This is a genomic window from Labilithrix luteola (assembly GCF_001263205.1).
In the GTDB taxonomy this organism is placed as follows: domain Bacteria; phylum Myxococcota_A; class Polyangia; order Polyangiales; family Polyangiaceae; genus Labilithrix; species Labilithrix luteola.
Map to the genome: position 1 here is coordinate 10,676,360 of NZ_CP012333.1, position 12,530 is coordinate 10,688,889.

Annotated in this window: 10 protein-coding genes; 6 read left to right on the top strand and 4 right to left on the bottom strand. The window is 66.5% G+C overall.

What is annotated here, in order from left to right; all coding sequences use genetic code 11:
- The first annotated feature begins 154 nt into the window (after positions 1–154).
- Positions 155–2,590, top strand: a complete 2,436-nt coding sequence (gene topA / locus AKJ09_RS46090) for a type I DNA topoisomerase (protein WP_146654224.1) — start codon at positions 155–157, stop codon at positions 2,588–2,590.
- A gap of 10 nt (positions 2,591–2,600) precedes the next feature.
- Here topA and AKJ09_RS46095 read toward each other — a convergent pair whose 3' ends face one another.
- Both AKJ09_RS46095 and AKJ09_RS46100 read right to left on the bottom strand, forming a co-directional pair.
- A complete protein-coding gene (locus AKJ09_RS46095) occupies positions 2,601–3,254 on the bottom strand; it encodes an O-methyltransferase (RefSeq protein WP_146654225.1) in 654 nt (217 codons plus the stop codon).
- Positions 3,255–3,324: 70 nt separating this feature from the next.
- Positions 3,325–3,936 carry a group I truncated hemoglobin gene (locus AKJ09_RS46100; RefSeq protein ID WP_146654226.1) on the bottom strand — a complete coding sequence of 204 codons (612 nt, stop codon included), beginning with the start codon at positions 3,934–3,936 and terminating at the stop codon, positions 3,325–3,327.
- Positions 3,937–4,133: 197 nt separating this feature from the next.
- On the opposite strand from AKJ09_RS46100, the gene AKJ09_RS46105 reads away from it, so the two are divergent.
- The 3 genes from AKJ09_RS46105 to greB are packed head-to-tail and all read left to right on the top strand — an operon-like array spanning position 4,134 to position 7,598.
- Positions 4,134–6,716 (top strand): hypothetical protein, encoded by a 2,583-nt coding sequence (locus tag AKJ09_RS46105; protein ID WP_146654227.1) that lies wholly within the window; start codon positions 4,134–4,136, stop codon positions 6,714–6,716.
- Positions 6,717–6,760: 44 nt separating this feature from the next.
- Entirely contained in the window at positions 6,761–7,102 is a 342-nt protein-coding gene (locus AKJ09_RS46110; protein WP_169928457.1) for a hypothetical protein, read from the top strand.
- 4 nt (positions 7,103–7,106) lie between these two features.
- Positions 7,107–7,598, top strand: coding sequence for a transcription elongation factor GreB (gene greB / locus AKJ09_RS46115; RefSeq protein ID WP_275936708.1), 492 nt, complete (start codon positions 7,107–7,109; stop codon positions 7,596–7,598).
- A gap of 35 nt (positions 7,599–7,633) precedes the next feature.
- On the opposite strand, the gene AKJ09_RS46120 is transcribed toward greB, so the two are convergent.
- Positions 7,634–8,563, bottom strand: a complete 930-nt coding sequence (locus AKJ09_RS46120) for a hypothetical protein (RefSeq protein WP_146654229.1) — start codon at positions 8,561–8,563, stop codon at positions 7,634–7,636.
- 143 nt (positions 8,564–8,706) lie between these two features.
- Entirely contained in the window at positions 8,707–10,050 is a 1,344-nt protein-coding gene (locus tag AKJ09_RS46125; RefSeq protein ID WP_169928459.1) for a WD40/YVTN/BNR-like repeat-containing protein, read from the bottom strand.
- Between the two features lie 43 nt (positions 10,051–10,093).
- On the opposite strand from AKJ09_RS46125, the gene AKJ09_RS46130 reads away from it, so the two are divergent.
- Positions 10,094–11,338 (top strand): YncE family protein, encoded by a 1,245-nt coding sequence (locus tag AKJ09_RS46130; RefSeq protein WP_146654231.1) that lies wholly within the window; start codon positions 10,094–10,096, stop codon positions 11,336–11,338.
- A gap of 168 nt (positions 11,339–11,506) precedes the next feature.
- Positions 11,507–12,400 (top strand): formylglycine-generating enzyme family protein, encoded by an 894-nt coding sequence (locus AKJ09_RS46135; RefSeq protein WP_146654232.1) that lies wholly within the window; start codon positions 11,507–11,509, stop codon positions 12,398–12,400.
- Positions 12,401–12,530: the final 130 nt, after the last annotated feature.

Below are 12,530 nucleotides of genomic sequence, written 5' to 3' on the forward strand. Positions count from 1 at the left end.
TTCTCGTGGTTCCGTTCTGATGATTCGCTTCTTTGGCACTCTGCACCCGCCCCGCTCTCGAGCGTCACTCGAGCTTCGATGGGGGGGGCTCGCAGGGGGCCGCGGCTCCAAACTGAGCCGGGGGGCATTGCAGTCGGTTTTCTGAGGCGAACGTATGGGCAAGACACTCGTGGTCGTCGAGTCTCCGGCGAAGGCCAAGACGATCAAAAAGTACCTGGGGTCGGGATACGAGGTCCTCGCGTCGAAGGGCCACGTCAAAGATCTGCCCAAGAAGATGGGCATCGACATCGAGAAGGGTTTCCAGGAGACCTACGAAGTCGTTCCCGGCAAGGAGAAGGTCCTTGCCGAGCTCAAGACTGCTGCGCAGGAAGCCGAAGACATCCTTCTCGCAACCGACCCTGATCGCGAAGGCGAAGCGATCGCGTGGCACCTTGCCGAAGAGCTCACGGGCAAGCCGCTGAAGGCGAAGCGCGTCGAGTTCCACGAGATCACGAAGAACGGTGTGCAGAAGGGCGTCGCGTCGCCCCGCGCCCTCGACAAACACCTCTATGACGCGCAGCGCGCTCGCCGCGTCCTCGATCGCATCGTCGGTTACGACGTCTCGGCGCTCGTCTGGTCGAAGCTCGCCTTCGGGCTCTCGGCCGGTCGCGTCCAGAGCGTCGCGCTCCGCCTCATCGTCGATCGCGAACGCGAGATCGAGGCCTTCGTTCCGGAAGAGTACTGGAACATCGGCACCACGCTCGCGAAGACGCAAAAGAACGGCGCCAAGAAGCAGCCGTTCAACGCGCGCCTTGCCCAGCAGGACGGCAAGAAGATCGAGGTCAAGGACGGCGAGACCGCCGGACGTGTGAAGAGCGATCTCGATGGTGCGACGTACCGCATCGCGAAGATCACGAAGTCGGAGCGCAAGCGAAAGCCCTACGCCCCGTACACCACCAGCAAGCTCCAACAGGACGCGGTCAACCGTCTCGGCTTCGGCGCCAAGCGCACCATGCAGGTCGCGCAGGGCCTCTACGAAGGCGTCGACCTCGGCAAAGACGGCGGCCCCGTCGGTCTCATCACGTACATGCGTACCGACTCCACGCGCGTCTCCCCCGACGCGCTGGCCGCCGCGCGCGAGTACATCGAGAACTCGTACGGCAAGAACTCGCTGCCCGCCGAGCCGAACGTCTTCAAGTCGAAGAAGAACTCGCAGGACGCGCACGAAGCGATTCGTCCCACCTCGCTCGAGCACACGCCCGAGACGGTGAAGAAGCACCTCAAGGACGAGCAGTACAAGATCTACAAACTCATCTGGGATCGCTTCATCGCGAGCCAGATGAAGGACGCAGTCTTCGACCAGACCTCGGTGGACATCGAGGCGAAGGCGAAGAGCGCGTCATACATGCTCCGCTCGAGCGGTCGCGTGCTGAAGTTCGCAGGCTGGCTCGAGGTCTACGGGAGCGGCGTCGAGTCGACCAACCAGGCCGGCGGCGAAGACGACAAGACCGACGCGGACGGCGCGAAGGAGCCCGAAGAGGGCGAGGCCACGCTACCCGAGCTCGCCGAGGGTGAAGTCCTCGAGCTCGTCACGCCTCCGGGCGTGCTCGCCGAGCAGAAGTTCACGCAGCCGCCTGCGCGCTACAACGAAGGCTCGCTCGTCCGTGAGCTCGAAGAGCGCGGCATCGGTCGCCCGAGCACGTACGCCGAGATCATCAGCAAGGTGCAGGCGCGCGACTACGTCGAGAAGCTCGATGGCCGTAATTTCCGGCCCACGCTGCTCGGCAAGATGGTGGTCGACGGCCTCGTGAACAGCGAGCTCGACTTCATGGATCCGACGTTCACGTCGAGCATGGAGCAGGAGCTCGACGCCGTCGAAGCCGGCACCGAAGAGCGCACCGTCCTTCTTTCGCGCTTCTACAAGAAGTTCCGCGAACAGCTCGACAAGAGCAAGAAGGGCAAGCGCTGGAATCCGGATCCGGAGCCCACCGGCGAGATCTGCGAGATCTGCGGACCGAACAGCGAAGACGAGAAGCTCCGCGCGCTTCCTCCCGGCGAGATGATGAAGCGCTGGTCGAAGAACGGCTGGTTCCTCGGCTGCTCGAACTACCCGAAGTGCAAGAACACACGTGACCTCGGGCCCGACGGCACCGGCGCAGCCAAGCCTCGCGACGCAGGCGTCGATTGCGACAAGTGCGGCAAGCCGATGGTCATCCGCAGCGGTCGCTACGGCGAGTTCCTCTCGTGCACCGGCTACCCGCAGTGCAAGAACGCGCGGCCCGTTCCGCTCGGCGTCGCATGCCCGAAGTGCGGCGGCGACATCATCGAGGTCCGTCCGAAGAAGAAGGGCGGCAAGACCTTCTACGGTTGCAGCCGCTACAACGACGAGACCGTGAAGTGTGACTTCAAGCTCTGGCAGAAGCCGATCAACGAGCCTTGCCCCGCGTGCGGAGCGAAGTTCCTCGTGATGGGCGGCACCAAGGCCAAACCGATGATCGCCTGCGCCGACAAAGAGTGCGGCTACAAGCGATCACCGGATGCCCCCTCGCCTGGCGAGGAGCACGCGCCCGCTGCTGGCGCGGATGCAGCCAGCGCAGCGATGCAGGCCTGAGCGCCTGAGGCTAAACGCGCACCGCGTACGCGACGCCGTCTCCGAGCGGGAGGACAACTCCCCGGAGACGGCTGTCGGTCAGGATTTTCTCGTTGAACGCGCGGAGTGCCGCGACGCGTGCGGTCTCGTGGGCGGGCACGTCCTTGGCAGCGACGAAGCCCTTCCAGAGGACGTTGTCCGCGATGACGACGCCTTTCGCCGAGAGCTTCGGCAGGACGATGTCGAGGTACGCCGGGTAGTCCTCTTTCACGCAGTCGATGTAGACGAGGTCGATTCCAGGACCGAGCTTCGCGAGCTCGGCGAGCGCGTCGGCCGTACGGATCTCGATGCGTGATTCGAGACCGGCTTTGGCGACGAAGCCCTTCGCGACGTCGACACGCTTGGGGTCCTTCTCGATGGTGACGACCCGTGCATCGGGGCCTGCCGCGCGGGCGAGCACGATGGCGCCGTAGCCGATGTTCGTGCCAACCTCGACGATCGCGCGAGCGCCCGATGCGCGCGCCGTCACTGCGAGGAACGACGCGACCTCGGGATCGCTGATGGGCTCGCCACGCTCCTTCGCGTAGTGCTCCATCTCTGCGAGAAGCGCGTCACGGGCGGGCTCGATGCCCTCCAGGTAACCAGCCTGATCCGGCTTGAGGATCGCGTCGAACGTTTCTTTCACGGCGAAGCCCTCTTAGGTTTCGCCGTATTAACTACTTCAATAGGACCGGGCCTGCGCCGAATCCTCGACCCTATTTCTTGGGTGCGCCCTTCGGCTTGACCTCGACGATGTCGTCCTTCATCGGTGCGACGAGAGCGAACAGATCGTCGGCCTCGGTCTCACCGACCGAGTTCTCTTCCATCGCCGCCTTGAGCGCCGAGATGGTGGCGTTCCACTCTGCCTCGGTGATCTTCATGCCCTTGTGGGCGGCCTTCATGTCCTTGCCGGTGTACTCGCAGTCACCACCGGTCTCGTGACAGATCTGATCGACGAGGTTCTGACGGAACTTCTCGAGGCGGTCCTTCGACAGCTTCGCGAAGCGCTTCTTCGTGACGTCGTTGCTCTGGAGGTTCTTCACGAAGGAGTCGACGACCTTCGCGATGCCTTCCTTCGCGCCGAGACGCTCGTAGAGCGACTTCGGCTTCGCCGGCTCGGGCGGAGCGGTATCCTCGGGGCCGGCATCGCTGACGGTCTCCGTGATGTTCGGCTCCCTCGGAGGTTTGCCGCCACACGCGAAAGCAAAGACCCCGGCAATCACGAGGCCACCTGCGACCACCACGGAACGGGAGCGCGATGAAGCTCGTCCAAGCTTCGAGCGCCGACGGACGAACGGGACGGCGGAGGCGAGTTTCCGAGTGGGCATTGAGACGCTCCAGCTAGCTGCCAGACCGCGATTTCACGGCCGAGGTCCGCATGTATAAGCTCCGCGAACGACGAGGGTCCAGAAAAATGGCCGGTCCCCGACCGAGCCACGAGCATCGAAGGTCCGGAACCAAAGGTGGCGCGGCCCCCTACAGAAGTCATCATCACGCTCGAAGGAGCTGTTAAACTGGTGGCACGGTGAGACTACCCGTCGACGAAGACGCGTCCGCGTTCTCGGTAGTTCCGGGCACCCCAGGCGCCCCGCCTGCGCACGGCTCTGCGCCGCCGCAAAGCGGGCCGCCGGCGTCGTCCGGTCCTCGCGGTTCGGCGGGAACCGGCGGCACGACCTGCATGCTGCTCGTCGACGACCGCGTCGTGCTTCGAGCCACCGCGCCTCCCGACGCGGAGTACGCGCTCTTCGATGCGTCGGAGATCGAACTGCGCGCGAGCGAGCCGGGTCGGGTGCGCGAGCACAGCTACCAGACCACCGTGGCGATCGCGCGATCGCGTCTCGAGCAGATCGGCGCGACCCCTGCCCTCGCGCGTGAGTGTGGCCTTGCCATGCAGCCGACGCTGTCGAGCGCGTACGCGCGCGGAAGCGCCGTGCAGCGCCTCGCGACGTATCTCGGTCCGCTCGAGCTGTTCCAGTCGAGCCTGTTCGACGCGGCCACACAGACCTACCGAGGTGTTTTCCTCGATCTTCCGACGCTCGCGTTCGACCTAGGCTTGCCCGCGGCGGGCGTCGCCCTACAGCTCCTCTACCTCGCAACGCTCCTCGAGAACGAGCGGAGCGAAGCCACCGTCATTCTCTCGACGGAGGGCTGGACGAAACAGAGCAAGCCAGGCCAGCGAACGTACAAACGGCCCAACGTGGCCACGCTGCGCGACCTCGAGCGCGCGATTTCCGAGCTCGTGCGTTTCGACCCGAAGCCCCTGATCGTCGAAAACCTCCCGCGCGCCGACGTCATCGCATTCATTCGCTCCCGCATCGATGGTGCGCCCGACGACGACACGCGTGCACTCTACACGTCACTCGAGCGCTCCGTGTCGGTGCGGGAGAGGCCCGAGCGAGGGCCTCTGTCGGATCCCGAGCTCTGGTCGGTCGAGACCGCGCTCGATGCCGGAGCGTACGACAACGTCGTCGCCGTGCTCGATCGCATCGAAGAGGAGCGTGGCCGAACGCCCGGAACGACGTACCTCCGCGCGCGCGCCTCGCTCGCCATGCGGCTCGAGCCTCCGAGGCTCGTTGCCGAGCGCGTGTCGGCGCTCGCGTTGTCGATGACGAATTTCCAGGAGCTCTCGCTGCTCGCCGCCGAAGCTTGGCTCGAGGCAGGCGACCCGAGGCGCGCCGTCCCCTACGCGCGCGATCTCGTCGACGCTCCCGGTATCGACGAAGGACTCCTCCTACGCGCGCAGCGCATCCTCGCGCGCGCCGTCGGCGCGGCGCCCGATCGACGCAAGACGCTGGCGGACACGCTCGCGTCGGCGATGCCGCCGAGTCAGCTGCCGCCTCCGCTCGTCGCCCCGCCCGCACCGCAGCCGATTTCGGAGTTCGATTTCGCGCTCGATCTGCCGCCGATTCCGCCGCTCGCGACGGCTCCGCCCGATCCCGCACCTGCCGTTCCGGCGGCGGCGCGCCCGCCTTCGATCGAGCTCGAGATGCCGCCGCTGGAGGCAGCGTTCACATTCGATCTGCCGGCGCCGGAGACGCTCCCGACGCCCGAACAGATCGCGTCACCGCGCTCGACGAGCGCACCGCGGATGCCTGCGAGTCGTCCGCCGAGCGGTTCGTCACCGCCCTCGCAGCGACCGTCGCGTCGACTCACGGGCGTCATGCGCGAACTTCGAGAATCGCGCATCCCGGCGGCGCTCGACCCGCGCGCAGAGCCTGATTCCGACTCCGCCATTCCCGTGAGCGCTTCGCGCCCGCCGCTCGGCAGCGCGCCCCGACCTCCGCTGGTCTCGCGCCCGACGCCGAAGTCACCGCCGCCTCGCCCGCCTTCGCAGAAGCCGAAGGTTGCGTCGTATCTACCGCCCGCGTTCGAAGACGACCACGTTCGGCCGACACCGCTCAGGCCCGTCTCGCGATCGAGCTTCGACTCCTTCACCGACGAATCGCTCCCTCCTTCGTTCCGACCGCCGGCGACGACGCCGCTGCTCGAAGCCGACCTTCCGCCGGAAGCCTCGAGCGAGTCGAACATCCGCGTGCGGATGTACGGCGCGTCGCTGCCCCCGTACAAACACGAAGCGCCCGCCCCGCTCATCGCGCGCGCTCCGCTGTTGCCGAAGATCGGCGGCCCGGACGACGAGCTTGCCGAGCATCTCGCCCTCCCTGCAGGGCTCGCTCCCGACGCCACGCTCCGCAGCGTTCTGCCCAAATCCGTCCTCGAGGCGCGCGTGCAGTTCACGATGCTGTCTCGACAGCTCGGCATGGAGTATCGCGAACGGCGCGGCATCGAGCTCCGCGCCGACGTCTCGGGCATCGAAGCGATGCAGGCCGTGCTTCTAGAGTCGTTCCCCGACCACACGCTCCACACCGCACGCGACGTCGAAGTGCTGAAGCGCCACGGAGCGTTCCTCAGCGAGATTCTCATCCGACGCCTCGACGCCGAGTGGGTCGACATCTCGCCGAACGAGCTCGGCTACTGGTCGCTCATCGTGCCCCCGGATACGCGCGTTTGGCCTTTTGGCCGCCTTGCGCGCTTCGTCCAGATGGGACACCGCGAACGCGACCTCGTGAGCTACTTCTTCGAGCTCAGCTCGCGAATCCGCGGGCGCTGACGTCGGCCGGCGAGTCGTCGTCGACAATGCTAAGCTCGCTGGAGATGCCTCGTATCGAGCTCGAGCGAATCGAGCAGGCTGAAGATCAGGCGCAGCGTTCGACGGAGAGCTTCGATCGCATCGCGTTCGCCGAGCACGCCGTTGCGCTGGTGCGCCCCGCGGGCACCACGGTCGCGATCTGTGGCGGCAGCCGTCGCGTGAAGCTCGAAGCCGGCCGCGTCTGGGGTCGAGGCCCTTCCGCTCGATGGGCCGTGCTGAGCGTCCCGCGCGATGCGTCGCGCCGAGCGATCGCGAACGCCGTCCTCGAGCTCGGGATCGACAAAGATCGCCCGTGGGTCCTCGACGTCCTGCTCGCCGGTGCCAACGCGGAGCCCAAGGAGCCCTGAGCCCGTGACGACGAAGCCCACCGAAACGAACTACATCACACGCAAGGGCGCCCTCCGTATGCAGGAGGAGATCGGCGAGCTCTGGACGAAGCGACGCAAGGTCGTCCAGGAGGTCGCCGACGCCGCGGCTCAGGGCGATCGGAGCGAGAACGCCGAGTACATCTACGGCAAGAAGAAGCTCCGCGAGATCGATCGGCGCATCCACTTCCTCACCAAGCGCCTCGACGTGGCCACCGTGCTCGATCCCGCCGAGCGGCCCGAGGGCGAACGAGAGCGCGTGTTCTTCGGAGCCACGGTCGATCTGGAAGACGAAGACGGCAAACAGGCCACGTACCAGATCGTGGGCGCCGACGAGATCGACCTCGTGCGCGGCTGCATCAGCTACCGCTCACCGCTCGGGCGCGCGCTGCTCAAGCGACGCGAGGGAGAGACGATTCTGTTCAAAAAGCCGAGCGGCGAGACCGAGCTCACCATCCTCGCGATTCGCTACGAGTAGCCGCGCGCAACGTGCCCCGCTCGGGGCGCGTCGCGTCAGGGGGCCGTCTCGACCTTGATGCGGAACGACGCGCTCGAACCGTTCTGCCCTTCGTGCGGGTAGCCATTGCAGTTCGTGCCGACGTTCAACGTACGGGTCCGCGGCGTGCCGTCTTGCAGCAGCTCCATCGAGTTCGGCGGAATCGGGTTTGCCTGGTCGCCGTGGGCGAAGCCGTTCGCGCCGTGGACGATGTGCGCCGTCGAGTCACCGTTCTTCACGGACACGACGATGCCGTTCCCGTCTTGCGTGTGGAGCGGCTGCTGAGTCGCGCCGAACGCCGCTCCCCATTGATCGATGTACTTCGTGCCGCTGGCGGCGCGCAGGGCGTCGATGTTCATCGGGATCGTCAGCAAGAGCTTCGGGTTCACCTTGAAGTTCGCGTTCGCCGTGGCGGCCGTCGTTCCCGACTTCGCGGAGATCACGAGCGCGGAGCTCGAATTCTGTGCAGACGCCACCGTCGTGACGGGCACGGCGATCGTGAGCTTCGACGTCACGCTCGTCGTTCCTAGCGTCACCTTCGCGGGTGCGAACGTCGCCGTCGCGCCGTCGGGCAGACCGCTGACGCTCAAGTCGGCATCGCCGGTGAATCCCGCTTTCGGCTCGACCGTGACGTCGATCGTCACGTTGGTTCCCAAATCGGCCGACGGCTGCGCATTGCTCACCGTTACAGCCAGCTGACCGCTCGCCTGCCCTGCGCTCGTGGGCGCAGCAGGCGGCGTATTCGCGTTGGGATTGCCGGGATCAGGTCCGTCGTTCTCGATGTCGTTCGGATCGTGCTGTTCGTTGGAGCCGACCGCCGGCACGCCGGACGAGCGATGCCGGAGGACGCCTCCGGGCGGTGCGGCATCACCACACGCGCCAAGCACGGAGGCGACCACGGCGAGCGAGGCTAGGCTGGCAAGCGAGCCGAACGAAACGGGGCGCATGACGCGCCGTCACTGCAAGGCAAGCGCCACCGCACGCGCGAATCGTGCGCAGATTGTAGGCAAAACGCGATGCCCGAGCTTCGTGGGCTTCATGGCGTCCGACCGACCTGAGGGCCCGTAAACATTTCTACTGGCAGCGGTCGCTACCTGGTGCAGCGCTGACCAGGGTGAGGACCAGCGGATCCAGATCGGCGGGAGCGGCGCATCCACTGCGCGAGGGGCACCAGGCCCACGAGCCACCAACGTCCGCCCGTTTCGCGGCGCTCGCCGATCGTCGAGCAGCCGCACGCACTCTTTCGAGGGGGCGGGGCCTGCGTGCCTGCGTCGTTCGACACGCCTGCTTCGACGACGGGCTTGGGTGCACCAGCTTCACGAGGCAACACGAGCGCGCGCGTCTCGGGCCACGCATCGGCGCACAAGGACGCTGCGGCGCCTTCGGCGGCGCACGCGACAGGACCTTCCACGTCGCCGAACGAGGCGATGGCGCGGACAGTGCTCCCTTCGTCGGTCGAGAGCCCAACGGCCGGAGCACCGAGTTTGAAGCCGTTCTCGCACACGAAGAGCCGGTTTCCGGGAGCCTCGTGAAGGCAGAGCACCCCGTGCTCCGAGACGCGTTCGAAGTGCTTGCCGCGATCGGTCGAGCGATAGATGCCGTGCTCGGGGAGCCCGGAGCCGGCCCAGTAGGTGCGACCGTCGGTGCTCTTGGCAAAGCCGAACATGGCGCTCTTCATCTCCAGGACGGGCGACAGCGTCTTCCCAGCGTCGCTCGTGACGAGAAGCGCGCTGCCTGCAGCGTGGAGATGGCGAAGGAGAACCCGCGACGGCTCGGAAGGATCGACGGCCGCGATGAAGAGTGGGCCGCTCTCCGAAAGCGCGTTCGCGTGCGCGTGGAGCGTCTTGCCGCCGTCATCGGAATGGAAGACCTGGCCACGAACCTCGCCGTAAGGCTGACCGGTCACGTAGAGCCGCGACGTGCGCGACGGAGCCACCTCGATCGTCATCAGGTGGACGTTCTCCGGGGCGAACCCCATGCGACGCCATGCACCCGTCGGCTCTCGACGCCAGATCGCGTTGCGTTTCTCGGGCGAGCCCGTGATCGCCCAGAGCATTTCACCGTGAGGGTCGGTCGTGAGGTCTGCGATGGTCTCGCCTTCCAGCTCGGGCGCGCGCTCGACGACGCAGCCGTCGAGCGTCGAAACGAGCCCCCCTTCGAGGCCCACCCACAACCGCCCATCGCGCATGACGGCGATGGGCGGGTCCCACGTTCCTTCGTAACCGAGCGCGCGCTCACAGATCCACCGCCAGCTCTTGCCCGCGTCGCGCGAGACCAGAATGCCGAAGGTCGTGCGCAAAAAGACGGTCTCGCCTGCGCTCCCGGGAACGGTCTCGATGATCTGTGCCTGCGGGAAACGACCGTTCGCGATCGCACCTCGCGTGATACACAAAGGGGCGAGCGCCATCATGCCGGTTGCCAGCCACCGCTGCATGCGTGAACGTGAGCGCCCGAATCGGGTAGCGCGAACGCGGGGAGTGACGTCTCGAGCGAGCACGCTTTCGTTGTACCTCGGGCGCGCGAGCGTTGCTCTCGTTCTCGTGTTCGCGCTCGTCGTGGCTGCGCTCGCCAGCGCCGGATGCTCGGGTTGCAAGAAGACGGCGCAGGCATCGGCCGGTCCGCTGACGGCGGGCGCCCGCATCGACATTCCAGCGGAGCGCGCCGCCTACGTCACCGACAACGGGTCGGACGCCGTGTCCGTCATCGACAGGGACGGAGACGCGGTCGTGAACGTGCCGCTCGATCTCGATCCTGACGTACACGAGGCGCCGCATCACCTCGCGCTCGACTCGTCGACGAAGAACGTCTTCGTGGCGCTGGCCTTCCCTCCCGAGACGGCATCCAAGAAGGGCGCGCACGCCAACCACGGCAGCGCGGCCAGCGTGGGCAGGCTCGTCCGTCTGGATCTCGGCACCCTCGCCGTCCAGCAACTTACCGACGTGGACGAGAACCCCGGCGACGTGGTCCTCACCCACGATCGGAAGAAGGTCCTCGTCACGCACTTCGACATGAAGCGTGCGATGGACGTCGCTGCGCAGGGGGGCGCAAGCCCCGCCACGATGTTCGCGCGCCTCACGGTCTTCGACGCCTCCACGATGAAGCTCCTCGCAGCACGAGCCGTCTGCGTGGCGCCGCACGGGGTGGTGACGTCGCGTGACGACAAGACGGCGTTCGTCGCGTGCTACGGCTCGGACGAGCTCGCGATCATCGACCTCACGAACGAAGCGCTGTCGATCTCACGCCACCCGCTCGGCCTCACTCCCGGCGTTCCCGGCGTGCCGCGGTACGGTCCTTATTCGGCGCTGCTCTCGCCCGACGAGTCACGCGTGATCGTCGCCAATCTCGAGGGCCAGGACCTACGCATCTTCGATCGTCGCGAGAAGCGCTTCCTCGCCGACAAGACGGTGCCGCTCGCGGCCAAGGCCTTCATGCCTGCGTTCGTCGACGCTCGGACGGTCATGGTCCCTTTGCAGTCGCCGGACGGGCTCGCGCTCGTCGACGTCGAGTCGTCCAAGGTCGTGACGCGAACGTCGTTCCCGAAGAGCGACTGCACGCTGCCTCACGCCGTACGCGTGGCTCGAGATGGTCGCGCGTATCTCGTCTGCGAAGGCGACCATCGAGCGCCGGGAACGATCCTCGAGATCGATCCGAAGACGCTCGCGGCGAAACGACGATGGAGCGTCGGCGTCTATCCCGACGGAATCAGCTTCGGAGACGAGTAAACACTCCCACCTGAACGTGTGTGGTCGGCCCGCCCTCGGGCCACTGAACCTGAGTAAAGTCGCCCCTCTCCAGCGCACTGAACATCCAGTCGGCACCATGCTTTTTTCGCGTCGCAACGCATCGCGTGGGTTGGTGCGAACGGCGAGCTGCGGTACGCGGGGAACCCGATGTTGTACGCGCGGCAGAGCTTGGTTGTTTTCCTTTTGGCCGTCGCGTTCGCGCCCGCATGCACCCGCGCCGTGGCGGCCGAGAGTCGCCCCACGAGCGAGACGGCCGTCGGAGTGACCACGCTCAAACTCGCAAGCTCGTTCCAGCCCGTTCCCGCGAAGGTCGTTCCGACGCCCGCGCCTTCGAACGATCTCGCGAAGAAGGTCAACGGCGAAGAGGCGTGCCCCGAGGGCATGGTGCTCGTCGACGGCGAGTTCTGCCCCGAGGTCGAACACACCTGCCTCGAGTGGATGGACCCGCCGTCGAGCCGCTACGCGAACTTTCGGTGCAAGCGATACGCGCCGGAGGCGAAGTGCAAGTCGCCGAAGGTCCACAAGCGTTATTGCATCGACGCAACGGAACGGAAAGAGCCCGAGAGCGATCTCCCTCGTCACTTCATGTCGTGGACGACCTCACGCAACCTCTGCGAGGCGGAAGGCGCCCGCCTCTGTCGCGAGAGCGAGTGGATCTTCGCGTGCGAGGGCGAAGAAATGCGCCCGTACCCCTACGGCTGGGAGCGCGACAGCTCGGCCTGCAACGTGGACCTGAGCGAGAACATCGGGCGCGTCGGACGGCTCGTCGATCACCGCTCCCCCGCCGGCTCGCACGCCAAATGCGCAAGCCCGTTCGGCGTGCAGGACATGGCTGGAAACGTCGAGGAGTGGACCCAGGCGGACGGCCCCGGCCAGGGCTCGAAGATGGGCTGGAAAGAGGTCCTCAAGGGCTCGTGGTGGATCCCGAGCCGCCACGCCTGCCGCCAGTTCCAGGTGGGTCACAACGACGTGTACAACGGCGCCGAGACCGGCACGCGCTGCTGCAAAGACGCGCGCGAGCCGCACGTTGCAGCGCGCTGACGGCGCGTCCTCTCCGCCGACAACGTCGACTTCGGAGCATTTCTCGACATCGCTCTCGCGATTCTCCGAACCAACGACGTCGTCTTCCGCGCCATACGAACGAGCCATTCGCGAAGAGTCCTCCTGGACG

What these genes read in the sequence shown, in the direction of transcription:
- topA (WP_146654224.1), top strand. Translation starts at nt 155, where the DNA reads ATGGGCAAGACACTCGTGGTCGTCGAGTCTCCGGCGAAGGCCAAGACG.
- AKJ09_RS46100 (WP_146654226.1), bottom strand. Translation starts at nt 3,936, where the DNA reads ATGCCCACTCGGAAACTCGCCTCCGCCGTCCCGTTCGTCCGTCGGCGC.
- AKJ09_RS46110 (WP_169928457.1), top strand. Translation starts at nt 6,761, where the DNA reads ATGCCTCGTATCGAGCTCGAGCGAATCGAGCAGGCTGAAGATCAGGCG.
- AKJ09_RS46120 (WP_146654229.1), bottom strand. Translation starts at nt 8,563, where the DNA reads ATGCGCCCCGTTTCGTTCGGCTCGCTTGCCAGCCTAGCCTCGCTCGCC.
- AKJ09_RS46125 (WP_169928459.1), bottom strand. Translation starts at nt 10,050, where the DNA reads ATGCAGCGGTGGCTGGCAACCGGCATGATGGCGCTCGCCCCTTTGTGT.
- AKJ09_RS46135 (WP_146654232.1), top strand. Translation starts at nt 11,507, where the DNA reads ATGTTGTACGCGCGGCAGAGCTTGGTTGTTTTCCTTTTGGCCGTCGCG.